The sequence below is a fragment of the Reinekea marina genome (assembly GCF_030409715.1).
Lineage (GTDB): Bacteria > Pseudomonadota > Gammaproteobacteria > Pseudomonadales > Natronospirillaceae > Reinekea > Reinekea marina.
Map to the genome: position 1 here is coordinate 2,732,273 of NZ_JAUFQI010000001.1, position 23,449 is coordinate 2,755,721.

Sequence of the window (23,449 nt, forward strand, 5' to 3'; positions counted from 1 at the left end):
CAAGTGCCAGGATAGTTGTTACAGTTCTATTACGATGAAACGCCTACTTTGCCTTGATAGCTTAATTTAGGAGCGATTGTTTCTGATGCCTTATTCTCTCGTCCATTTTATGTCCGCTATCGAACAGTGAGCACCTTACTCAATAAAGGCGGTTACTTCCGATCCTACCGCTCGTAATAAACAAGAAATGGTTCACTATCGGATAATGTGAAAATAGATAAATTACCATAAGGCTTATCAGCACGACCGCAGCCTGATTTTAAATTCCAGTCCGTCACATTGCCGCAGTCTTCCGATCAAACCATTGAGCTCAAAACACAACTACCCAACGGCCAACCGATTTGGCTCTCAATCTCTCCAGCACAACTGACCCCAATAAGCTCACTAAAGACCAACTCGTTGAGCTGGTATCGTCACTCGAGCGCAAAAGTCAGAAAAATAAAGACCAGCCCAATACAATGGGCTGGCTTTTTTTTACGATTTTAAACTGTCTTTTAATGACCGAATGTCATTGCCGGTAGGCGATTCATGAATACGCAAGTCAAAGGCTGGCAGTGCAGCAAATATATGGTCAAATATATCGGCCTGAATATTCTCATATTCACCCCAACTGGTTGTATTGGTGAACGCATATATTTGAATCGGCAACCCTTCTGACGTCGGTGCCAGTTGCCGAACCATCAAAGTCATATCTTTATGAATGCATGGGTGATTTTGCAAATAGTTCACCAAATATTGGCGAAAGGTTCCAATATTGGTTAGCCTGCGACCATTCACAAGAACGGCCATATCGACATTCTTTTCCTTGTTTTCGGCTTCAATTTGTTCTAACCGTTCGCTTAAATAGCGCCCAACCAATTCTGATTTATTCAAATCAGCCAAAAGTGCTTCATCTAAGAATCGAATGCTGCTGGTTTCAATCAACACGCTGCGGCTAATTCTGCGCCCGCCCGACTCCGTCATGCCGCGCCAATTCTTAAAGGAATCCGAAATAAGCGCATAAGCCGGAATGGTCGTAATGGTTTTATCCCAGTTACGAACTTTGACAGTGGTCAGCGCTATATCAATAACATCGCCATCGGCACCATACTTAGGCATTTCTAACCAATCGCCAACGGCCAACATGTCGTTTGCCGAAAGCTGAATACCCGCCACTAAGCCCAAAATAGGGTCTTTAAACACCAACATCATCACGGCTGACAACGCGCCCAAACCACTGAGCAGCAATAGCGGAGATTTGCCGATAAGCAGCGCTATAGCGACTAACCCTATAAACAGCGACGCCAGTAATTTGATCGTTTGAAGAATGCCTTTTATAGGAAAATGATTCCCACCTGAGGCGCGGCGATTCCAAACGCCATGAAAAACGTCTAAAACAGAAAATAAGGTTAATAATAGAAACAGCAGAATCCATTGATCACTGGCAAATTTAATGACTTTAAAGATGGTCGAACCCTCGTCTAACCACCAAACTGATTGCAACTGAACAACCGCACCTTGTATCACAAAAGACGCACGACGAAACAAATTATGGCTAAACAACGAAAACTGCCAATTACCCTTTAGTTTCGACGTCCAGAGTGAGATCCAGTTGGCTACATAATGTCGAACAAACAGATGTAAGACTATGTGTAGAAAAACAGCAAAAACGCCAATCCAGGCAACCACAAGCCATTCAAACCAGGCTTCAGCTCCGCCGGGTAAAAATTCTAACCATGGCTCAACTATGACCTTAAACTCATCCCTTAAATTACTCATATAACTGGGTTCCTCCTATCAACATCGATGATTTTCTAAAACCAACACTCTAACATAAGTTCCCTCTATAGCTCGAACGCACTATTCACGCCATTTACCGTAATCTTTACTGAGCAAACACTCAAGTTTTGGCTATAATTGTCGATATCCCTTCTAAATATCCATTCTAAGGCAGTCTGATGTTAAAAATTTCTTTGGTTCAACGCGTCGCACTGGGGTTTTCACTCACATGCTTGCTGATATTTGCGATGGCGGGCTTTTCACTAACATCGAATAATAAGCTCACGAGCCAATTAGAATACACAGCAACAACATTAGGTCAGCTTTTGGATAACGCCAATACGCTACTTTTAAACGTCCAGGACGCTAACCGAGCCGTGATGCAACATGCCAATGCGGAGGATACTGAAAAATTAGCTCAGCTGAGACAAAACTTTGAATTAGCGACGTCAAAATACGAACAAAACTTAGCGCTTGTGCGCACTAAGCTCAGTGCTCTGCCCGACTATGATAGCGGTGCGAATAATGTTGACGAGTTGTCTCAACAAATTTTTGAACTTTCTCGACAACACTTAGACTTGCAAGATACCAAGGTTGAAGCACGCGTTAACGCGATAAAAGAGCTAGAATATTTCAATGGCGAATGGTTGTTTTTTGATCAAGACTTAAACTCGATCATCAACACTGCAAAGCGGCAAAATGCGGAAAGCGCCGTTTGGGATTTAGAGTTCATTCAACGCCAAGCAATCAGCGCTCAATCTTTCATTCAGCAAGCCCTGACCATTTTAGACCCAGAGCGGCTGGTGAAAGTTGAATCAGAGTTAATGAATTACTTAAGTGGAATTAACGAAAAAGTTAATAATATCTCCTCTAGCTTACCCTCTCAAGCGGGTGACGTTGAGCAAATTGTATCCTTATTGAATCGCGCAATTGCTGAGCCTGAGGGTTTGTTTCAACGCCATAAATTATTTGTTCAACTCACCAGCGACAGCCAAAATGAATTGCAAACCCTAGCCGATTTAGTCAATCTCGCAACTCAAAATATGTCAGCCTTCGTCGGTCAGGTTCGCAACACAACCGATACCGCTGTTTCAGAGGCAAAAGATGTCGCTAAACAAGCCAACCTGTTGGGTATTTCTCTATTTCTAATCACTTTAACAGTTTCTATTTTAATTGGCGTTAACGTATTTCGTTCTATTCATTACCCTTTAGCAGGCATCATGGAAGCCTTAGATAAAATTGCCAGTGGAAATTTATCGGATCGTATAAAAACCAATTACGGTGCGGAAATGGGTCTTATTTCTGATCACATCAATTTAATTTCCGACCAGCTCAGTTTGCTTATTTCTAAGGTGCAGGAATCAGCCGTCACTATCAAAGAAGTTTCTCAAAAAAGTTACGACATGAGTCAGCAAACCAATCTTGATGTCAGTGCACAAAAAGAACAAACAGATTCAGTGGCCGCCGCTGTGACTGAGATGGAAGCCGCTGTATTAGAAGTTGCTTCCAACGCCGAACAAACCAGTGCCGAAGTGACCAGCGTGACCAATTACGCGCAGCAAAACATTGCAACGATCAGTGAAAATGTTGAGTTCGTTGAGCATTTAAAGGCGTCTTTAGATGAGGCTTCGCAAGTCATTAATTCGCTTTCAAATGATAGCCAGAAAATAGGTGAAATTTTGAATGTTATTCAAAGTATTGCCGAGCAAACGAACCTATTAGCCTTAAATGCCGCTATCGAGGCAGCACGTGCGGGTGAACAAGGGCGAGGCTTTGCCGTGGTAGCCGATGAAGTTAGATCGCTTGCAAACCGCTCACAATCTTCAGCAGACGAGATTCGAGAAATGATTACCGCCTTGCAAACTAACTCTTCTAAAGCGGTTAAAATTGTAGAAGAAAACGTAAGCAGTGCCGATGTTTCGGTAGAAAAAACTCAAGCCACCTTCCGCTCGTTGAATAAAATGGTCGATAGCTTGGAGCTAGTGAATGACATGAGCCGAACGATAGCCACAGCATCGGAAGAGCAAAGTGCTGTTGCAAAAGAAGTAAGCCAAAACATCATTCAAATATCGGATATGTCAGAAAATATTGCCGAAAGCGCACAACAAGGTGCTGAAAACTCGAACAAATTAAACGAGCTATCAACCACACAAAGTGAATTGGTCAATCAGTTTAAAATTTAGGCTTGACCGCCCTGCCCAGATAACACAGCTTGGTCAATACCGAGCTGCTTTAAGGCTTGAGAGTATTTTTCTGAGTTGGGTGAGAAAATAATATCGATGTCCGCTTTGACCGTCAGCCAAGCATTTGTTTTAAGTTCTTCTTCAATCTGTCCTTTCGTCCAGCCGGAATAACCTAAGCAAAATAGATACTCCTCTGGACCGTTTTTACTCGCGATATCAACAAGAATATCTCGGCTGGTTGTTAAGCTCAGCTCATCGTTGGTGATCGCGCTAGACCAAGACCGCTCTCGCCGCCGATGCAAAATAAAACCCTGCTCTGGCGTTACCGGACCGCCATGATAAACAGGCAATTCTCCAACGTCAGGTTCATAGGTTTCAATCTGGGCGGCTTTAAAAACCTCTTGCAATTCCACCTCTAACGGACGATTAATAATGACACCTAAAGCTCCGTCATCATCATGCACCAACAAGTAAGTAACTGTACCTGAGAATACAGGATCACCCATATCTGGCATGGCAATTAAAAAGTGTCCGGTTAAATCAAGCGTCCTCTCTGTGGATTCAATATTCATGCTCTAGCCTTAGCGAAGGCAAATAAGGAGACTGTTTCGTTTCCAGATTCTGGGTGCCTAGGGATCATTTGGCTACAGACCAATGACATAAATGCAAAACCAGCGCCGATATAAAAAACAAGCTCGGGAGATTTTAACCAGACCAACCCAAGAATCGCTGGTAACACAACGGCGGCTATGTGGTTTATGGTAAAAGAAACTCCCGCAGTAGAAGCCATATCAGCAGGATCTGCGACTTTTTGGAAATAGGTTTTAATGGCAATAGCAAACGCGAAAAACAAATGATCAATAACATAGAGTGCCGCGCCAATCCAAGCATTCTGAACCAGGGCGTAACTCACAAAGACAAAAATAAGCCCCACGTATTCAATCGTTAACGCTCGCTTTTCTCCAACACGACCGATCCATGCGCCAATTTTTTTAGCGAATAACATATTAAAAAAGTGGTTAATAAGCAGCAATAATGCAACTTGACCGGCACTGTAGCCAAATTTTTGAACCATCATAAAAGCGGCAAAAACAACAAAAATTTGCCGGCGGGCACCGCTTAAAAAAGTGAGTAAATAGAACAACCAATAACGCTGCTTAAACACTAGCTTTTTCTGCTGCGGCGTTTTGGCTTCAAACAAGGGGTATTTAAATATCATATAAATTACCAGCCCGAGCGTAAGCCCGCCAAAGATCGCATACACCCATTTATAATCGATATGAAAATAGTCTATTGTTAGCCAGACACCACCAAACGTAAATACAGCCGCAAACGCTTTTACAGAAAGTGCTTTCCCCATAAATTCAGCGGCTCGTTCTTTTGGAAGCCATTGCAGCGTTAGCGATTGATTAATGGTCTCAAAATAATGAAACCCAATAGACATAATAATAGTCGTTATGTACAAGCCCATGGCACTTGGAAAGAAGCCTGTTAAAAATACGCCAAAGCCTAACGTGAACAGTGAAATGACCGCAAACCGCTGCTCTTTTAAAAACAATAAAACAAACACCGCGGTGAACGCTAAAAACCCAGGCACTTCTCTTAGGCTTTGTAAAATTCCTATCTCTCTTCCAGTAAATGAAGCCGCTTCAATTGTGAAGTTGTTCAACAACGCCATCCACGAAGAAAAAGCGATCGGCATTGCAAAGGCAATTAATAGCAGAAAATGTTCACGTTGTTTTTGATCTTGGGTCATGAATTACGCCTTAACGGAATGGCACACAGGACAAGCAGTGTTCTTAGCATAGTTGAATTTTTGAAACTCTAGGGATTTTGCATCCCAAGTCAGTAACTGGCCAAACAAAGGAGCGCCGAAGCCAACGATAATCTTTAGCACTTCTAAAGCCGCCAGTGACCCCATTGTGCCTACTACAGGCCCTAAAACTCCCGCCGTTGCGCAGCTGACTTGGTCATCTTGGCCGTCGGGGTACACACAAGCAAAGCAAGCACTGCTTTCTTGTCTAAAGTCGAAGCTCGTTAATTGGCCGCTAAGGCCAATCGCCGCAGCAGAAACTAGTGGGGTATTGAGCCGATAGCAGGTTTCATTCAGTAAATAACGACTACTGAAATTATCCGAACCAACAACCACGACATCAGCATTCGCAACCAGCCGCTTGGCATTCACTGATGTCACGTTTTCGGATATAACTTCGACTGAAACATCACTGTTTAGCTGATGAACCCATTGTGCAGCGCTGTTAACTTTCAACTGCCCAACGGTATCTTGAGTGTGAATGATTTGCCGCTGCAGGTTTGTTTCATCAACGTAATCGGCATCGGCCAGTGTTAAAGCCCCGATACCTGCCGCCGCTAGGTACTGGACAATTGGGCTACCAAGCCCACCCACGCCCACCACAAGCACGTTTGCTGCGAGCAGCGCTTCTTGGCCTTTAATATCGACATCTGCTAGGAGAATATTTCGGGCGTATCGTAATAGTTGGGAATCTGTTAATGCCATAACGCTCTCTGAATAAGGGCAGATACATCCTCTACCTGCACGTTAGGTTCCAAAAAAAAAAACCCCAAACTTAACCGTTTGGGGTCTTTCAGTTTAACACTATTTTCCGTGCTTATTCAGCCGCAGGAGCTGCTTCCGCTAACAGTGTTTGCAATTCACCTTTTTCGAACATTTCATTCACAATGTCACAACCGCCAATTAACTCACCTTTTACCCATAATTGAGGAAAAGTTGGCCAATTAGCGTATTTTGGAAGCTCGGCACGAATGTCAGGATTCTGCAGAATATCGACATAGGCAAAGCGTTGGCCGCAACTCATAACCGATTGCACTGTACGTGCCGAGAAACCACACATTGGCTGGTTAGGGTTGCCCTTCATGTAAAGTAAAATGTCGTTAGACGCTATTTGTTCTTTAATGTTTTCAATGGTATCAGTCATAAACCCTACTAATTTAGTCAATTATTTTCACTATTGTACTTATTCCCACAAACACAACAAGCACTCAGGCCAATAACAGTTGAATGTTCTGATCAAATCGGACGTTGCATGGAATAACCTATTGTATCGCTAAAATCGCAATTGCCGTTATATGGCATTGCGTGCTAGCCTTTCTCGCTTTCGTAAAAATAGTTGTACTATTTAAATTGGAGCAACCCGATGTCTGTTAGACACTTCCTAACGTTAAATGATCTTTCTAAAGCTGAAGCATTGAGCATTATTGAGCGTGCCGGTGAACTGAAAGCACTTCACAAATCTAAAACTCTGTTCGAACCTCTAAAAAACAGAGTTTTAGGCATGATCTTTGAAAAATCATCCACACGGACGCGGGTTTCTTTTGAAGCTGGAATGACGCAACTCGGCGGCAGCGCGATCTTTTTATCCTCGCGCGATACCCAATTGGGTCGAGGCGAACCCATAGAGGACAGCGCACGTGTCCTATCTCAAATGGTCGATGCGGTAATGATTCGAACCTTTGAACATGAAAAAATTGAAACCTTTGCACAATACAGCACGGTTCCTGTTATCAACGCGCTGACCGATGATTACCACCCATGCCAATTGTTAGCTGACATGCAAGCCTACATTGAAGCCAGAGGCAGCATTGAAGGCAAAACTGTCACCTGGATCGGCGATGGGAACAATATGTGTAGTAGCTACATTAACGCAGCCATGCTATTCGATTTCAAATTAAATATCGCCTGCCCAGAAGGTTATGAGCCTAATGCGAAATTAGTCGAGAAAGCGGGCGATAGAGTGACCATTACTCGTTCAATTGAAGAAGCGAGTCGCGGCGCGCACCTTATTACCACGGATGTATGGGCCAGCATGGGGCAAGAGGAAGAAACTAAGGCTCGTCTTGCTGCCTTTGCAGATTACCAAGTTTCACCCAAACTCATGGATTTAGCCGACAAAGACGCCGTATTCTTGCATTGCTTGCCAGCACACCGAGGCGAAGAAGTCAGCGAAGATATGCTTGATGACCCTCGATCGGTTGTTTTTGAACAAGCCGGAAACCGACTACACGCACAAAAGGCCTTATTAGAATTCTTAATTCTAAACTAAGGCCACTTAAAGATGAGCAGGCCACCTAAAACGGCGGACCCTGCTCATCTCTTAACTTTGATTGTGCAAATTAAAGCAATATGTCACTCTACTCTAAAAACAATAAACCATTTCTTATGACAATAATTTATCACTGGCTGTTTCTTGCAACATCTCTCATCTATTTAGCGTTACTACCCTTTGACCCGCTGCCCGTTACTTGGCTTCTAAAAATGCTGCCAATTGCCGTGCTATTTTTCGCTGTGTTCAAGGGCTTTCCTTTTTCCGGTCGAATCTTGGTGTTGCTGGCATTATTTTTTAGCGCTTGTGGTGATGTATTACTGCAATTCGATTTCTTTGTTCCTGGAGTCGCTGCATTTTTAGTGGCGCAATTAAATTACGGCGTTTTCTTCGCTAGGCATTGGTCTTCTGCTCACACGCGCTGGCCGATTTCTACAATGGCCATAGGATACATGCTGGTGATGGCATTTTTACTCACGCCACACTTGGGAGATTTAATTGCGCCAGTATTTGCCTATTTAGTTGTTATTGGTTTCATGGGGATTTTGGCCACGCATTCTACGCTACCCATAAAGTGGGCCGTACTGGGCGCATTTGTTTTTATTCTTTCTGACTCATTCATAGCGATTGATCGATTCTTAAGGCCTTTACCTTTTAGCAGCTACCTAATTATGATCACCTACTACGCCGCACAATGGATGATCATTCAAGGGGCCTTAAACAAATACAAACAATATAAATCTTAATGCCTTGGACCAATCGACAAGGCCATCACCATACTAATTTCACATAAAGGTCTTTTAGATTCATCGGCAAGATCATTAAAATAATGCTGTACGGTGGCTAAATCTCGCAGACTTGTTGGCTTTTTAGTCACCACGTTAGCGTTTATGAGCGCTCGCGTTACATCTTCGCTCAGCACAAAGGTGTCTTTACCTGCCATACGAAGAAAGCGTGCTCCACCATCACCTCCTAAATGAGCGCCATGCTTTTTTACATACTGCCACAACCCTACTATATCGCGTGTAGGCCATTGCGATAAAAAGTGACCGAATGACCCGTGCTCTTGAGCGGCATCTAACACCATCGTTGCATTGATGGGGATGGTTTTCATTTTTCGCCAATGCCGAATAAGTTCTCTGTTTTGCATATGTTGATCAAACAATTCATCACTGATTAATTGGCACGCTTGAGGGTTAAAATGCCAAAATGCTTTTTCAAATGCAGCCCAACGTGAGTCGACAACAGAATGTTTCATCCCCGCTCGAAATACACGTCTGGTGAGTAAACTTAAATATTCTGCATCGGTTCGTTCTATGAGCACGGCATTGTTTACTGGCGTTGGTAAAAGAGATTCAATAATCTGTGCCGTGCCATGATGGCGAATAGCCTGCTGCCAGTAGTCTTCAAACGTCAACGTGCTACTCTCCTTCGCTGTCTTTTTCTAAATGCATCGATGCTGAATTAATACAGTAACGCAAACCTTCTGGCCCTGGTCCATCTGGAAATACGTGCCCTAGGTGAGCATCACAAGCCGCACACACTACCTCGGTTCGAACCATGCCATGACTCGTGTCGGTAATTTCTTTTATTGCACTTTTATCGAGCGTTTCATAGAAACTAGGCCAACCACAACCCGCATCGAATTTTGCCGTAGATTTAAACAGTGGTGTTTGGCAGCAAACACACCGATAAATTCCATCACTGGTTTCGTCCCAATAGATACCACTGAAAGGCCGTTCAGTATGCGCTTTTCTTGTCACCAAATATTGCTCTTCTGATAACTCTTGTTGCCACTGTTCATCACTTTTGACTATTTTATCACTCATGCCAATCTCCCATAGATTTCAGTCTGAGAATCTTTATACTCTAAATTGTACGATTTGGATGCATTTGATATTTAAACCATTGCCCCTGAGCGCATAACATAACCCATTTTAGGATTTTAAGACCCATGAAGGAAATACTTAAATCGAACAAGCTGGCGAATATATTTTACGAGATCCGCGGTCCGGTTCTTGATGAAGCCGCACGCATGGAAGATGAAGGTCACCGAATCCTAAAATTAAACATTGGTAATCCAAAGCCTTTTGGGTTTGATGCTCCGGACGAAATTATTACCGACGTCATCAAAAACTTACCTCACTCAGAAGGTTACTCTGAATCAAAGGGAATATATTCAGCCCGTAAAGCGGTTATGCAATATTACCAACAACAACGCGTTCATAATGTTGATGTTGACGATGTGTATTTAGGCAATGGAGCAAGTGAACTCATACACTTGGCATGTACAGGTATTGTCAACAATGGTGATGAAGTACTTATTCCCGCGCCCGATTACCCTTTGTGGACAGGAGCCGTCACTTTATCTGGAGGTAAAGCTGTTCATTACATATGCGACGAACAGTCTGATTGGTTCCCCGATATAAACGATATTAAGAGTAAAATCACCGAGCGAACTCGTGCCATTGTGGTTATCAACCCGAATAACCCTACCGGTGCTGTTTATTCTAAAGCTCTGCTATTGGAAATAGTTGAACTTGCGCGTGAACACAATCTCATTATTTTAGCCGATGAAATTTACGACAAAATACTTTTCGACGGTGCACAACATCACTGTTTAGCGGCGCTTTCACACGACGTTCTAACGCTAACCTTTAATGGCTTATCAAAAGCTTACCGGCTATGCGGTTGGCGATCGGGCTGGATGCTCATATCCGGGCCTAAGCATTTAGCAAAGGATTTAATCCAAGGCTTTAATATGCTGTCTAGCATGCGATTATGCCCCAATGTTCCGGCACAATACGCCATTCAAACCTCACTTGGAGGTTATCAAACCATTAATGATTTAGTTGCTCCCGGTGGTCGCTTTTACGAACAGCGTAACCAGGCTGTAGATGCAATAAGCAGCATACCTGGTTTGTCTGTTGTGAAGCCAAAAGGCGCACTGTACCTTTTTGTGAAAATGGATAAAAAGAAGTTCTCGCTATCCGATGATGAAACCATGGCGCTCGATTTACTTAAGCAAGAAAAAATATTAGTCGTTCATGGGCGTGGTTTTAACTATCCAGACATTGACCATTTTAGAATGGTATTTTTACCGCCAAAAGAAGTGTTAACGGAAGCAGCGGAACGCATGGATCGATTTTTCAGAAACTATAAGCAAGATTGATATGTTAGATATTCATATTACTGAATTTTACAATGACAGCGCGCGAATTTTGCTGAGCTTGTATCGATCATTTCCGCGCCAAATTTCGATGTACGTTGAAGATATCAGTGGTTTAGATACCCCAGATGAATATGGCATGCACAGCGAACGTCATTTAGCCTGCTTCAATACTTTTTTATGGCTAAAAGAAGAAGGCTTAATTCGCTTTTCGGATATTGAACGGCAAATTGGATTTGATCAATGCGTTTTAACGCTCGAGGGTTTTCGCTGGCTCGCCAGCTTTGATCATGAAGGTGGTCCAAAGTTTGTCGATGAACTTGAACTCGCCGTCAAACAAAGTGATTCGATTCTCGTGGAGCAATTGATGAAGTCAGTTTTTCAAGCGCAGTCTAATATTAAAAACGCTCAATAACCTCTACTTAAAATGGGTAAAGCCAAACATTTTTAAGCGTTTTTTAAGCACTTCTGGAGCGTGAGCAATAGTCGTAGAAGCTATTTCCCGGCGTGTTGGGTATTCTTTTCGGAGAGCATCAAAAGTACGTGCATCTAACTGATTGTTACCGGCGCTAAATCGCATAACCGCGGTATCTCTTGCAGGGTCATAGAGAGCTAATACTATTTCACTAGCCCACTGCTCAACATCTGATTTTTCAAATAAACGCGCATCAACCGTAACACCATTTGGCAGCGGCACAGATTTAATAGCGGTTAAGCCAAACTCCTTTGCAAACGCACGTGCTAACATTTCAGTTCCTTTAAACTTCCCTTCCAAGCTATAGCCAGCGACATGTGGAGAAGCCAGATGCACCGCATCTAACAAAGGAACGCTGACACTGGGTTCATTTGGCCAAACATCCAAGACGATATTTAATCCATTCTTAACTCTTGCTTCGAGCAGTGCTGACTCTTCAATGACAGGTCCTCGTCCAGCATTGATTAACCAACTGTTTTTTGGCATTAACGACAAACGATCAGCGTTTAACATTTGATGAGTAAGATAGTCGCCACTGCGAGTATGAGGAGCATGTACACAAACGATATCGCTTTGCACTAAGAGTGACTCTAAATCGATATGCTCAGGAAGTTCGCCATTTGCGTTTTTGACCGGATCACACACCAGCACTTTCGTTCCAAATTGCTTAAAGCGGTTTGCAACCTTACTACCTACATGCCCGATGCCTACAACACCGACTACTTTTTGTGACCAATTTAGCTCGTGGTCAAGACGCAAGCGACAAAGTACCGACAAAAGCCAATCGACGACAGATTGAGCATTACAGCCAGGGGCGTGATAAAAAGGGATAGATTGGTGCTTTAGAAATGATTGATCGATGTGATCTGTGCCAATGGTGGCGCTGCCGACAAACTTAACCGGCGTTCCGCTCAGTAGATTCTTGTTGACTTGGGTAATAGACCGCACCAATAAGACATCGGCGTCTTTAAGTGCGTTAGCCGTTAACGTTCGCCCGGCTACTCGCCTTATACTTTGTGCATAAGGCGAGAACCAAGGCTCTACGTTAGGCATATTTTCATCTGCAACTATATTAAATTGCAATGTAAGTGCCCTTAAGCGTTTTTGCTGCTGCTTTCTTCAGCGTTGTTAGCGGCTTCTGCGCTTTCAAGAGCTAATTCGGCTTGCTCAGCTTCAACGGCATCGCCTTCGATTTCATCTTCAACGACAGTCACTTCGACCTCTATCTCGGGGCCTTCTTCGGTTTCTGCAATTTCAATCGAAGATATTTCGCCGACAACTTCATCGGCAGCCGCATTGTTCTGTTCAGCGCTGTTATCTTCAGTAGTTACCGTTTCGGCTACTTCGCCAGCACTCTCTGCCTCTACGGCGGCTGTGGCTTCTGCTTCTTCAGCATCTAACTTACGCTGAGCAATAGCATCAATAAAGGCTTCGTCACTTACCCAAGCGGCAGGGACTTGCTCTACGTTAATTTTTGCTTTGATGTATTCTTCGATTGCCGGAATCTGGAATGAATCGTCTTCACAGGCAAAGCTAATTGAAACGCCTTTTTTGCCCGCGCGGCCAGTTCGGCCAATACGGTGCACATAATCTTCAGCATCTTCAGGCAAGGTGTAGTTTACAACATGCGAAACACCATCGATATGAATGCCACGGCCAGCGACATCGGTTGCGACCAACACGCTGAATTTACCCTCTTTAAAACCGTCTAATGTACGTACACGCTTATTTTGAGGTACTTCACCGGAAAGCACTTGGCAATTAATACCATCGGCTTTCAATTTTTCAGCTAGATCACGAACAATGTCGCGGCGATTAGCAAACACCATCACTCTATCCGCTTCTTCTTCACTGACGATACGCTTAAGCACTTGATATTTTTCATCTGCAGAGACAAGGTAAACATGTTGCTCTACATCATCTGATGTTTTTATCTTTGGCTCAACTTCAACGCGGACAGGATCGTTCGTCCAACGATCGACCAAATTCAGGATATCAGGCGAAAAGGTAGCCGAGAACATGAGTGTTTGGCGGTTCTCATTGCGAGGTGCTGCGCGAACGATGGTCTTAATATCAGGGATAAAGCCCATATCAAGCATGCGATCAGCTTCATCAATCACGAGTAATTCGATTTGATCTAAGAAAACCGATTTACGATTCATTAAGTCAATTAACCGACCTGGTGTTGCGACTAAGATATCGCAACGTTGCTCTGCCAGTTGCTTTTGCTGTTTCTCTAAATCCATTCCACCGACGGCCGAAACAACTTTCAAGCGGCTGAACTTAGTCAGAGCGGTAGCATCTTCTGCAATCTGTAACGCCAACTCACGGGTTGGGGCCAAAATTAAAGCGCGCGGCTCACCGGAATACTGCTCTTCTAAACGGTGCTCAAGTAAGTCGGTAATCACGGTAATTAAGAACGCCGCCGTTTTGCCTGTACCTGTTTGTGCTTTTCCGATTAAATCATAACCCGCCAAAGAGTATGGCAATGTCATGGCTTGAATTGGGCTTGCGTATTCGTAGCCAACTTCTTGAATGGCACGCATAAGAGCAATCGGTAAAAATAGATCGTGGAAGCGTACTTTGCCCTCAACTTCTTCAACTTTAAACTGAGAGATATGCCAACGCGGCCGACGATAACGTTTATTTTGTGTAGTCACTAATATTTCACTTCTGGTTAAGTTGGTCGAGAACTCTGGGATTCTAAGACCTTGGTTACATTTACTGGCGTTTAGTTGCCATTTATTTTCAAACTTGGTTTCGAACATCAAGTTTTAGGTGAGTGTCCGGATTTGAACGTCGGAGCACTCGCTTAGAGGGCTGAAAAGTCTTGGATTCGGCCCTATTTTCTCATTTTTCAGAGAACGGCAATTGTAGCCTATTTTTTAACTAGTCTCGACAGGGTTTTGCATTTACTATTCCTTTTTTAATGACCATCTCAGTAAACCTGACCCAACGAGACGAAAATCGACCATGTTAAGCCTTTATACCACCAGTGCTATCCGTTTTGTGTTCCTGTTAGCGCCATTTTTCGTAGTGTCTATGTTTTTAGTAATGACGCATGGTGAAACCCTTGAAACCAAACGTCGAACAGCGATCAGAGCCTGTTTTGCGGCGACGGCGATGGGGGCAGTGCTATTTTTTGCAGGACCGCTAATCTTTAGCTTAATCGGCATTACATTGGATTCATTTCGGATTGGCGCCGGTGCCTTACTGTTTTTAACCGCTGTAAGCTTGGTTAATAATGGGACGCGCTTACACGCTAAAGGTTTACCCAATGAGCAACGAGATGACATTGCTGTAGTGCCGTTAGCGATGCCTATCATTGTTGGACCTGCCACCATTGGTACTATTTTAGTACTCGGTGCAGAATTACCGACACGTTTAGAAACTTTTATTGGCTTTTTAGGGATGGCAACCGCCATGCTTGCGCTGGCTATTATGCTGATTTTATCGAATTGGCTAGAAGATTTACTCGGCACTACTGGTTTGAACATTTTATCGAAGATAAGCGGCCTCATTTTGGCCGCAATGGCTTCAGACATTGTGTTTACTGGAATCTCTAATTATCTTGCTTAAGCTTTCGCAACAAAACGGATGTATCACAGCGATTCATGCCTTGTGCTTGGAGTTCTTGATAAAAGCCTCGCACTTGGCTGGCAACGGGTAGCGTTAAATGGTTTCGTTTCGCTTCATCTAGGCAATACCCTAAGTCTTTAATCATCCAGTCAATGGCAAAGCCAAAATCATATTCGTCTTTTGCCATTGTATGTGCGCGATTCTCCAGTTGCCAACTCTGCGCGGCTCCGCCGGCTAAAACTTGCTGCACTTTCTCGACATCCAGACCGGTTTTTTGAGCCAGTGCGATTCCTTCGGCCAAGCCTTGCAGGATTCCGGCGATACACACCTGATTCACCATTTTACAGCGTTGCCCACTGCCGGCCTTTCCAAGCAGCTGCCAGCCTTTCCCATAGGCTTGAAAAACCGACTGTGCGCGTTCGTAGCTGCTTTGTTCGCCACCACACATAATCGACAGCTGACCATTTTCAGCTCCTGCTTGCCCTCCTGATACAGGACCATCAACAAATTCGCTCTGCGCCGCCTTTACGGCAATGTCGAGCTCTTCAGCAAGCCCTGCCGATGTAGTCGTATGGTCTACCACCAACGCGCCTGGAGCTAACCCAGCTAAAATACCTTGATCACCAAAAAATACGGACCTGACGTCTTCATCATTCCCTACACAAACTAAGACAATGTCTGCATTCGCAGCCGCTTCCTTTGGTGTATCAGCACTTGCGCCACCAAATTCTGCAACCCACTGCTGAGCTTTAGCGGCGGTTCGGTTATATACCGTTGTTGAAAATCCTGCTTTTTGCAGATGGCCTGCCATTGGGTAGCCCATAACCCCCATACCGATAAATGCTGCATTTTTCGACATTTGAATTTCTCTTTGTAAGTGACGGAATCATTCAAGCTATGGTGCCAGAGATTTTTACTGGGTGGAAATCTTTAGTGATTCTTACGTTAGCTCACTTTAGGTGGCACGATTTAAGCTTTAGGGTTCCGGTAAAAATTTAAGCCGTTAACAACAACTCGCTGCGCTCAAACTGTCATTCATTTTAAATTTTCCTCTCACCCTTGCGGGTATCAGATAGTTGGTTTTGAGTAGCTTTGCTACCTTAACTAAAGTTTCTTTTTCAAGCGTTTGTTAAATCTTCTCGCTTAAGAGGCCAGCGATATATGATAATTAATGTTAGAGCAAATACTACGGCAGGTATTATCGAAATACTTAACCGCAATGCATACAATGCTTCTTCAGATTGCGGTGGAAAACTGCCATCTGTTGAGCTTTGGTAACCTGACAACTGTAACATCCATCCGATAATAAACGGCCCTAGTGCAATGCCAACTTTTTGCAATGCTGTCCACCAACCGTTGAACAATCCTTCCAACGATTTATCGGTGTATGTTTTAGCGTGGGTTATTGCATCGGCCATCATAGACCACGGGAAAATCATATAGGCTGAATACCCAAAGCCAATTATCATCATGACTATAAAACCCAAATTCACAGTAGCAGCACTCATGAAATACATTGAACCGGCGCCCAATGTAAACACAATGCCGCCCCATACAAATGCAAAAGGTTTGCTTGTTTTTTTTGCTACCTTTAGCCAAAAAGGCAAAGACAGAACCGTAGACAACACAAACACCGGATACAGTTGCGTTAACAACGCATTCGCATCTTGCGCCTCAAAAATGTAGGCACATGCTAATAGCAAACCAGCCGTCACTTGCGCCATCATGCCAGCTTGCACTAAATAGGTGAGCGCTAATTTAACAAAGGGTTTATTTTGTTTGACTAATGCCCACTGCTCTTTAAAGGAAAGCTTCTCTGGGGTTGCTTGTTTTAATGGAACGTTTCTTAAGAAAAATACCGTGATCAACGTCGGCAAAGTAATTAAAGGGATAAAGACCAACCCCATGATACGATGCCCTTCTAAACCCCCGCCAAAAATAGAAACAAGTAACGGGGCACCCGCTCCTCCTATCAATAAACCCACCGAACCAAACGTCATACGCCAAGCAGTTAAGCTGGATCGCTCATCATAATCATTTGTTAGCTCAGGCGTCATGGCACCATAAGGAACACCCACCATGGTAAAAGCCGTGTAGGTGATCATTAAAGCTATCACAAAGTAAACGCCTTGAACGGTCGCTGGGCTATTCGAAAAAGGTGCTAAAAACATACCCGCAAAACCCAAACCCATCAGCACTGAACCAATCGCCATCCAAGGTAATCGACGTCCGTATTTAGATTGCGTTTGATCACTGAGCCGGCCAATAATTGGATCAGAAATGACATCCCATACTTTGGCAGCTAGTAATAATGTACCTGCAATGCCGGCATCTACACCTAATACAGTTGTGAGGTAGGTAAACGTAATTAAAATAGAGGCAATCACCAAGATATTGACGCCTAAATCTGACGCCCCGTAGGCTATTCGGATACTCGTGGTTAAGCGTGTCGACATAATCAATCTCATTATTTTTTTTTAATAAAGTATGACCTAGCCATTTTCCAGTCAATTGAAATCGTTTTCAGGGCGTTATTAAAGACCAAATCAAATCGATTTCTAAGTTTTAGCAGAGACTGTTAAATTTATGGAACAAACGGAGATGGGTTTTTGGCTGCGGGCTGCGAGTTGTAATGTACGACTTAAATTTATATCGGTACCCATAATCTATCGTCGTGGCACGCTAAACAAGCAACCAAGAAAAAGGCGACTCAGTTGAACCGCCTTAAACTTAACTTGCTTTTAAGATCATCAAATTGATCGTTAAGTTTTTTCAACAAAGTTTTTGATGTCTTCTAAATCTGCTGCGCACATTTTCTGCATAGAGTTTTTCATGAAAAACCCCATCACTTTAGACATAAACCGACCAAAGGCTGTAGTTGCTGAGCCCGAAAACTCCATTGAAAGCAAAGTTTTACCATTTTGCTCTTTTACCGCCATTTTGGTTTTATAAATGGCACCGTGATTTTCAGCGCGAGTCCAGTAATGGTCTAAAGGCACGCAATCGGTGATCCACATTGTTTCCATGGCTTCCTTACCAAATATTTTGCGAGTTTCTTTCCACTTAAACCCAACTAATGAATCTTCAGGTTTATTTACCACTTCTATTTTTAAAATGCCGCTAATCATGTGATCAGAGTGCTCAATATCTGTAATTGCGGCCCAAACTTTATCAATCGGGCTATTAATCTCTTGTTCGACATAAGTTTTCATAGCGTCTCCAGCGACAGGCTTATAGTTATTATGGGTAAATAACAATGTAAAGGGTTGAGGTAAAGGCTGCAAGTTTTTCGAATCAGCCTGAACGCTGAAATATTTAAGCAATAGCTTCTGGCATTTCCGCCACTAAGAAATCAATGAACGCCTTTGTCTTTGCTGGCATATACTCTTTTTCTGGGTAAATAGCGTAGATCGGTAGCCCGCCTATTGGCTTGTAATCCGTCAAAACTGGCTGCAGCAGTCCTCTGGAAACCGTATCGCCGAGTAAACTTTTATCAATAAGCAAAACGCCCATATGCTGTGTCGCAGCCGAAACTAAAGCACTGGCATCATTTAAAGAAAACGAGCCATCAACATCGACCGTCTCCTCATTACCATCACGTACAAATGTCCAAGTATTCATTTTCGTCTTGGCATTTTGATAGTAAATGCAATTATGGTTTAAAAGATCGAGTGGTTTTTCCAACGAAGGGGCTTGCTCTAAGTAGCGAGGGCTAGCGCATAGAGTCCAAGTTAAATCCCCCAATTTTCTAGCAATCAAACTAGAGTCAGGTAAAAAACCGATTCGGATAGAAACATCTATGTTTTCACTCAGCATATCAACGAAACGATCTTCGAGTTGAAGGTTTATTTTTATTCTCGGATACCGGTGCAAAAACTTAGCCACCAGCGGAATCAAATGCTTGCGGCCTTGTGCGCTTGAACAAGATATTTTCAGCGGACCTGCTATTTCTAACTGATAATCTTCACTAATATGATCAATGGCCTGCATCGCCTGCTCTACTTTTAGGGCCTCTTTAAGGACCTGATGGCCAACCTCAGTCAACATGATTTTTCGGGTCGTTCTTTTCAACAAACGCGCACCAACTCTCTGCTCTAAAGCGGCTAGCTGCTTACTGACAGTAGAACGACTCAGACCGAGTAACTGAGCGGCAGACGATAAGCTACCCTGCTTATTAATAATCGAAAAAAGCACCAATCCGTCTAATTTATCGCCTTTCATAGCCACGTACTCAATCTTTGTTTCGAAATTGGAAACAATATAGTCGCAATTCACTCTCTAATCAAAGTACCAAACACCGCGTACACTGCGCGCACCTTAAATAATAGAACCCTAAGAGACCTATATGACTTTATTAATGAAAGCAGCGCAAATCAATCGCTATGGTGATCAACGCGCCATTGAAATAAATACTATTGCCGTACCAAGTCCGAACGCCGATGAAGTGCTGGTCAAAGTAAAATCTGCTGCCGTAAATCCTGTTGATTGGAAGATCCGCGAAGGGTACTTACAAGACATGCTGAATCATAACTTGCCTCTGACTTTAGGCTGGGACGTCGCCGGTGAAATCGAAAGCATTGGTGAAAACGTAAAAGAGTTAAAAGTAGGCGATGCGGTATATAGCCGTCCAGAAATCACAAAGAACGGCAGCTTCGCCGAGTACATGACCATCAGCGCCAACGAAGTTGCTTTGAAGCCGGCGTCTTTATCTTGGCAAGAGGCTGCTGGTGTACCGCTGGCTGGGCTAACGGCTTGGCAATCGTTATATGAACTCACACAACTCCAAGCTGGTGATCGCGTTTTAATACATGCAGGCTCTGGCGCGGTTGGGCAATTTGCCATTCAGTTGGCAAAGCTTCGTGACGCCTATGTGTATACAACAACCTCGGCACGAAACACCGAACTGGTGTTGAGTCTCGGAGCAGATCAAGCCATTGATTATCATCATGAAGATTTTTCAGAACTACGAGATTTAGACATTGTGTTTGACACTGTGGGCGGAGAAACGCTAGACAAAAGCTGGGAAACATTAAAAAAAGGTGGACGTCTTGTCTCAATTATAAGCCCACCCAGTGAAGAAAAAGCCGGTCAGCACCAAGTAAGTGCCTACTTCTGTTTTGTACAGCCCAACAGCCAGCAGCTAGCTGAACTCTCAAAATTGGCCGACGCTGGCAAACTATTAGTTAACATAGACAGTGAGTTCACATTAGAGCAAACCCACTTAGCGCATGAACGCAGTGAAACCGGTCGAGCTCAAGGAAAAATCATCGTCAACGTTTCAAAATAAGCGGTAAAGCAAAGCAAACTACGGTGCTTTCGAGCACCGTAGTTTTAAATGAAACCTCTTTACAAAACTGTCGCCAGTGCATTCGCCAACCCTAAATACTTGCAAACCAAACAACCCTCACGTAATCTAACAAAAGTTAATATAGGTAACTTTTGTTATGAATGACATAGAATTCAAGATCATAAAAGCTATAAAAAGCGCGCCAATGGCGACACAGCAAGAGCTAGCGGACACATTGAATATGTCTCGGGAGTCCGTTGCGGGCTATATCATGAGGCTGACTCGTCGCGGGGCTATATTGGGCAAAGGCTATATTTTACCAACTCAAAACAATATTTTAGTCATTGGTGGTGCCAACGTAGATTTAACCGGCAACAGCACACAAAGTTTTAGGCCTGGCGATTCAAACCCCGGGCAAGTTGGTCAAAGCGCTGGTGGAGTTGGCCGCAACATCGCCGAAAATTTAGCTCGTCTAGGCAACGAAGTCTCCATTATTAGCATCATTGGAAACGACTATCGCGGACGATACCTATTAGAGCATGCACGAGAAATTGGCCTAGGTACCGAAGATGTCATTCAGCACCCAGATTTTGCAACAAGTACCTATTTGGCGATGAACAATGAAAAAGGCGAGCTGATCGGTTCAATCGCAGACATGACCATTATTGATCAACTAACACCCTCGATGTTAGAAGATAAACTCAGCCGAATACAAGCGGCCACAACCATTGTCGTAGAGGCCAATTTACCTAAAGCAACCTTGTCTTGGTTAAGCGAGCAAAGAATCAATGCACCGATAGTTGCCGACGCCGTATCAGCAACAAAAGCGCCGCGCTTAATTCCACTTTTACCCCGAATCGACGTTTTAAAAGTAAACAAAGCTGAAGCTCTGGCCATTTTAGAACGTGAAGAAAACGATGCGACTCCCGCAGAAACTTTGCTCGAAGAGTTGCTACAAAAAGGTGTAAAGACAGTACTGTTGAGTTTATCAGAGCAAGGGGTTTTGTACGGTGAAGGTGATCAAAAAATTCACCAAACCGTCCCTCAATGTCAGATGATAAGCGATACCGGCGCAGGTGATTCACTACTGGCTGGCTATGTGCACAGCCAACGCTTAAGTGAAGAAAAACAACAGCGACTTCGATTTGCTATCGCATGCGCCGCCGCCACACTGGAGTCAAAAGATGCGGTTTCAAAAACAATGACTCAAACCAATGTATTAAAACGCTTTGGCGATTTTATCAACCTAAACACAGAAACGGTACAATCCGAATTGGAGAAATAATATGAATCAGTATTTAGATATCCACCCCGATGTCGCAAAAGCACTGGCAAACAATCAACCCGTCGTCGCACTAGAAAGCACAATTATTTCTCATGGCATGCCATGGCCAGAAAATTCAGAAACCGCAAAACTTGTTGAGCAAACGGTACGTGATAATGGTGCAACACCTGCAACCATCGCCATTATTAATGGTCGTTTAAAAGTGGGCTTAAGCAACGATGAAATTGATGAACTTGCCAAAGCAGGTTTAAGCGTAACCAAATGTTCCCGCAGAGATTTACCATTCGTAGTCGCAAAAAAACAGATGGGTGCAACCACCGTTGCAGCCACCATGATAATTGCCGACATGGCAGGCATTAAAGTGTTTGCCACCGGTGGCATTGGCGGTGTACACCGAGGCGCTCAAGAAACGTTTGATATTTCAGCCGACTTACAAGAGCTAGGAAAAACAAACGTAGCGGTTGTTTGTGCTGGTGCAAAATCAATTTTAGATTTGGGCTTAACACGAGAATATTTAGAAACGCTCGGCGTACCTGTATTGGGCTATAAAACCAATAGCTTGCCAGCCTTTTACACTCGAGAAAGTGAACATACGGTTGATTATCGCCAAGACAGCTCAGAAGAAATTGCCCAGTTCTTAAGTGCTAAATGGAACATGGGTTTAGAAGGCGGCGTAGTCATTGCTAACCCCATTCCTGAAGAATACGCCATGGACAGCGATAAAATCAAAAACGCCGTAGAGCAAGCCGTTAAAGAATCTGTAGAACAAAACATTGTCGGTAAAGAATCAACGCCCTTCTTACTAGCAAGAGTTGCCGAGCTAACGGGAGGCGACAGCCTAGCCAGCAACATTCAATTGGTACTCAACAACGCACGTTTAGGTTCAGCGGTTGCCGCAGACTACTGCAAAGCTTAATAGAAACTGCGGCGTGAAAAAACGCCGCTATTCTTCACTGATAAACTCAAATCTCGCAACTTGCTTGCCCTCAACTATTTTCGGTTCTAAAAACAAATTAATTGGTCGAACCCAAAGATCAAATTCACCATAAAGTGTTCGATACACCACCAGCACCTCCTCTGTTTCGGAATGTTTTGCAACACCAATAACTTCATATTCGTTACCTTTAAAGTGACGGTAGCGGCCTAGTTTTAGTTTGCCATTGTTGTCTAGCATTGAGGATCCTATGTTGTATCAATTTTTTATATAGAGTAGCGGTTTTTGTTTTGGGCTGCGAGTTTCAAGCTGCAAGCTGCAAGTTATTAGCTTCAAGTAAGGTCAAAACATTTAAAACCCTCGCGACTTCGCTTTGGTGATGTGTTTTAGGCTGCGGGCTGCGAGCTGCGGGTAAGTTCAAAACACTTAAGCTTTCGCGGCTTTGATTAGATGATTAGTTTTAGGCTGCGGGCTGCGGGCTGCGGGTAAGGTCAAAATATTTATGCATTCGTGGCTTTGCTTGCTCCTACAAGGTCTGGTGCTGTGGTTAGCCTTAGTGGCTGGCTTTGCTGGAGCGGGCATCTGAGCCATGGATGGCGAAGTTTAGCGGTGCATGGATAATGGTATGGACCCACCCCACTTCCCTATCGGCCTCATAATGGGCCAAAATGGAAGTTGAACACAAACCATTTAACAG

28 protein-coding genes are annotated in these 23,449 nt (G+C 43.7%); 12 read left to right on the forward strand and 16 right to left on the reverse strand.

Annotation, left to right across the window (positions count from 1 at the left end):
• Positions 1-279 precede the first annotated feature (279 nt).
• Positions 280-486, forward strand: a complete 207-nt coding sequence (locus QWZ13_RS14905; RefSeq protein WP_290282482.1) for a hypothetical protein — start codon at positions 280-282, stop codon at positions 484-486.
• Here QWZ13_RS14905 and QWZ13_RS14910 read toward each other — a convergent pair.
• Positions 475-1,758 carry a mechanosensitive ion channel family protein gene (locus QWZ13_RS14910; RefSeq protein WP_290282483.1) on the reverse strand — a complete coding sequence of 428 codons (1,284 nt, stop codon included), beginning with the start codon at positions 1,756-1,758 and terminating at the stop codon, positions 475-477. The genes QWZ13_RS14905 and QWZ13_RS14910 overlap by 12 nt on opposite strands.
• A 179-nt stretch (positions 1,759-1,937) precedes the next feature.
• Here QWZ13_RS14910 and QWZ13_RS14915 point away from each other — a divergent pair, with 179 nt between their 5' ends.
• A complete protein-coding gene (locus QWZ13_RS14915; RefSeq protein WP_290282484.1) occupies positions 1,938-3,941 on the forward strand; it encodes a methyl-accepting chemotaxis protein in 2,004 nt (667 codons plus the stop codon).
• Here the strand turns inward: QWZ13_RS14915 and QWZ13_RS14920 are convergent.
• The 4 genes from QWZ13_RS14920 to grxD form a co-directional block, all read right to left on the reverse strand.
• On the reverse strand, positions 3,938-4,513 hold the full coding sequence (locus tag QWZ13_RS14920; protein ID WP_290282485.1) for a YqgE/AlgH family protein: 576 nt from the start codon (positions 4,511-4,513) through the stop codon (positions 3,938-3,940). The genes QWZ13_RS14915 and QWZ13_RS14920 overlap by 4 nt on opposite strands.
• Positions 4,510-5,697, reverse strand: a complete 1,188-nt coding sequence (locus tag QWZ13_RS14925) for an MFS transporter (RefSeq protein ID WP_290282486.1) — start codon at positions 5,695-5,697, stop codon at positions 4,510-4,512. Before QWZ13_RS14925 ends, QWZ13_RS14920 begins: the two co-directional genes overlap by 4 nt.
• Positions 5,698-5,700: 3 nt before the next feature.
• Complete coding sequence (locus QWZ13_RS14930) at positions 5,701-6,459, reverse strand: HesA/MoeB/ThiF family protein (protein ID WP_290282487.1); 759 nt, start codon at positions 6,457-6,459, stop codon at positions 5,701-5,703.
• A gap of 112 nt (positions 6,460-6,571) precedes the next feature.
• Positions 6,572-6,898: a Grx4 family monothiol glutaredoxin gene (gene grxD / locus QWZ13_RS14935; protein ID WP_215999487.1), complete on the reverse strand. Its 327-nt coding sequence runs from the start codon at positions 6,896-6,898 to the stop codon at positions 6,572-6,574.
• A gap of 104 nt (positions 6,899-7,002) precedes the next feature.
• Here grxD and QWZ13_RS14940 point away from each other — a divergent pair, with 104 nt between their 5' ends.
• From QWZ13_RS14940 to QWZ13_RS14950, 3 genes are all read left to right on the forward strand, one after another.
• Positions 7,003-7,128: a hypothetical protein gene (locus QWZ13_RS14940; protein WP_290282488.1), complete on the forward strand. Its 126-nt coding sequence runs from the start codon at positions 7,003-7,005 to the stop codon at positions 7,126-7,128.
• A complete protein-coding gene (gene argF / locus QWZ13_RS14945) occupies positions 7,118-8,023 on the forward strand; it encodes an ornithine carbamoyltransferase (RefSeq protein WP_215999486.1) in 906 nt (301 codons plus the stop codon). The genes QWZ13_RS14940 and argF overlap by 11 nt, the downstream gene beginning before the upstream one ends.
• A 116-nt stretch (positions 8,024-8,139) precedes the next feature.
• Positions 8,140-8,769, forward strand: a complete 630-nt coding sequence (locus QWZ13_RS14950) for a lysoplasmalogenase (RefSeq protein WP_290282489.1) — start codon at positions 8,140-8,142, stop codon at positions 8,767-8,769.
• On the opposite strand, the gene QWZ13_RS14955 is transcribed toward QWZ13_RS14950, so the two are convergent.
• A complete protein-coding gene (locus QWZ13_RS14955) occupies positions 8,766-9,440 on the reverse strand; it encodes a DNA-3-methyladenine glycosylase I (RefSeq protein WP_290282490.1) in 675 nt (224 codons plus the stop codon). The two genes, QWZ13_RS14950 and QWZ13_RS14955, sit on opposite strands and share 4 nt — an antisense overlap.
• Before the next feature lie 4 nt (positions 9,441-9,444).
• The gene (msrB, locus tag QWZ13_RS14960; RefSeq protein ID WP_290282491.1) at positions 9,445-9,852 is read right to left on the reverse strand and encodes a peptide-methionine (R)-S-oxide reductase MsrB; all 408 of its coding nucleotides are present in this window, start codon (positions 9,850-9,852) and stop codon (positions 9,445-9,447) included.
• 125 nt (positions 9,853-9,977) lie between these two features.
• On the opposite strand from msrB, the gene QWZ13_RS14965 reads away from it, so the two are divergent.
• Positions 9,978-11,195, forward strand: a complete 1,218-nt coding sequence (locus tag QWZ13_RS14965; RefSeq protein ID WP_290282492.1) for a pyridoxal phosphate-dependent aminotransferase — start codon at positions 9,978-9,980, stop codon at positions 11,193-11,195.
• A 1-nt stretch (position 11,196) separates the two neighbouring features.
• Positions 11,197-11,607, forward strand: a complete 411-nt coding sequence (locus QWZ13_RS14970) for a hypothetical protein (RefSeq protein ID WP_290282493.1) — start codon at positions 11,197-11,199, stop codon at positions 11,605-11,607.
• A gap of 3 nt (positions 11,608-11,610) precedes the next feature.
• On the opposite strand, the gene QWZ13_RS14975 is transcribed toward QWZ13_RS14970, so the two are convergent.
• Both QWZ13_RS14975 and rhlB read right to left on the reverse strand, forming a co-directional pair.
• Positions 11,611-12,750 carry a 4-phosphoerythronate dehydrogenase gene (locus QWZ13_RS14975; protein WP_290282494.1) on the reverse strand — a complete coding sequence of 380 codons (1,140 nt, stop codon included), beginning with the start codon at positions 12,748-12,750 and terminating at the stop codon, positions 11,611-11,613.
• Between the two features lie 11 nt (positions 12,751-12,761).
• The gene (rhlB, locus tag QWZ13_RS14980) at positions 12,762-14,435 is read right to left on the reverse strand and encodes an ATP-dependent RNA helicase RhlB (RefSeq protein ID WP_290282495.1); all 1,674 of its coding nucleotides are present in this window, start codon (positions 14,433-14,435) and stop codon (positions 12,762-12,764) included.
• 205 nt (positions 14,436-14,640) lie between these two features.
• Here rhlB and QWZ13_RS14985 point away from each other — a divergent pair, with 205 nt between their 5' ends.
• Positions 14,641-15,246 carry a MarC family protein gene (locus QWZ13_RS14985; RefSeq protein ID WP_215999478.1) on the forward strand — a complete coding sequence of 202 codons (606 nt, stop codon included), beginning with the start codon at positions 14,641-14,643 and terminating at the stop codon, positions 15,244-15,246.
• Here QWZ13_RS14985 and QWZ13_RS14990 read toward each other — a convergent pair.
• The gene (locus tag QWZ13_RS14990) at positions 15,230-16,057 is read right to left on the reverse strand and encodes an NAD(P)-dependent oxidoreductase (RefSeq protein WP_353958994.1); all 828 of its coding nucleotides are present in this window, start codon (positions 16,055-16,057) and stop codon (positions 15,230-15,232) included. The genes QWZ13_RS14985 and QWZ13_RS14990 overlap by 17 nt on opposite strands.
• Positions 16,058-16,364: 307 nt before the next feature.
• Positions 16,365-17,714, reverse strand: a complete 1,350-nt coding sequence (locus QWZ13_RS15000) for an MFS transporter (protein ID WP_290282499.1) — start codon at positions 17,712-17,714, stop codon at positions 16,365-16,367.
• A 118-nt stretch (positions 17,715-17,832) separates the two neighbouring features.
• Between QWZ13_RS15000 and QWZ13_RS15005 the strand changes: the two genes are divergently transcribed.
• Positions 17,833-17,964 (forward strand): hypothetical protein, encoded by a 132-nt coding sequence (locus QWZ13_RS15005; RefSeq protein ID WP_290282500.1) that lies wholly within the window; start codon positions 17,833-17,835, stop codon positions 17,962-17,964.
• Between the two features lie 44 nt (positions 17,965-18,008).
• On the opposite strand, the gene QWZ13_RS15010 is transcribed toward QWZ13_RS15005, so the two are convergent.
• The gene (locus QWZ13_RS15010; protein ID WP_290282501.1) at positions 18,009-18,569 is read right to left on the reverse strand and encodes an SRPBCC family protein; all 561 of its coding nucleotides are present in this window, start codon (positions 18,567-18,569) and stop codon (positions 18,009-18,011) included.
• A complete protein-coding gene (locus tag QWZ13_RS15015; RefSeq protein ID WP_290282503.1) occupies positions 18,562-19,521 on the reverse strand; it encodes a LysR family transcriptional regulator in 960 nt (319 codons plus the stop codon). The genes QWZ13_RS15010 and QWZ13_RS15015 overlap by 8 nt, the downstream gene beginning before the upstream one ends.
• Before the next feature lie 70 nt (positions 19,522-19,591).
• On the opposite strand from QWZ13_RS15015, the gene QWZ13_RS15020 reads away from it, so the two are divergent.
• From QWZ13_RS15020 to QWZ13_RS15030, 3 genes are all read left to right on the forward strand, one after another.
• The gene (locus QWZ13_RS15020; protein WP_290282504.1) at positions 19,592-20,533 is read left to right on the forward strand and encodes an NADP-dependent oxidoreductase; all 942 of its coding nucleotides are present in this window, start codon (positions 19,592-19,594) and stop codon (positions 20,531-20,533) included.
• 157 nt (positions 20,534-20,690) lie between these two features.
• Positions 20,691-21,818, forward strand: a complete 1,128-nt coding sequence (locus QWZ13_RS15025; protein WP_290282505.1) for a carbohydrate kinase — start codon at positions 20,691-20,693, stop codon at positions 21,816-21,818.
• 1 nt (position 21,819) lies between these two features.
• Positions 21,820-22,734 (forward strand): pseudouridine-5'-phosphate glycosidase, encoded by a 915-nt coding sequence (locus QWZ13_RS15030; RefSeq protein ID WP_290282506.1) that lies wholly within the window; start codon positions 21,820-21,822, stop codon positions 22,732-22,734.
• Positions 22,735-22,761: 27 nt separating this feature from the next.
• Here QWZ13_RS15030 and QWZ13_RS15035 read toward each other — a convergent pair whose 3' ends face one another.
• The 3 genes from QWZ13_RS15035 to QWZ13_RS15045 form a co-directional block, all read right to left on the reverse strand.
• On the reverse strand, positions 22,762-22,992 hold the full coding sequence (locus QWZ13_RS15035; protein ID WP_290282507.1) for a DUF1653 domain-containing protein: 231 nt from the start codon (positions 22,990-22,992) through the stop codon (positions 22,762-22,764).
• A gap of 186 nt (positions 22,993-23,178) precedes the next feature.
• Positions 23,179-23,334 carry a hypothetical protein gene (locus tag QWZ13_RS15040; RefSeq protein WP_290282508.1) on the reverse strand — a complete coding sequence of 52 codons (156 nt, stop codon included), beginning with the start codon at positions 23,332-23,334 and terminating at the stop codon, positions 23,179-23,181.
• Positions 23,306-23,437 (reverse strand): hypothetical protein, encoded by a 132-nt coding sequence (locus QWZ13_RS15045; RefSeq protein ID WP_290282509.1) that lies wholly within the window; start codon positions 23,435-23,437, stop codon positions 23,306-23,308. Before QWZ13_RS15045 ends, QWZ13_RS15040 begins: the two co-directional genes overlap by 29 nt.
• Positions 23,438-23,449 lie beyond the last annotated feature (12 nt).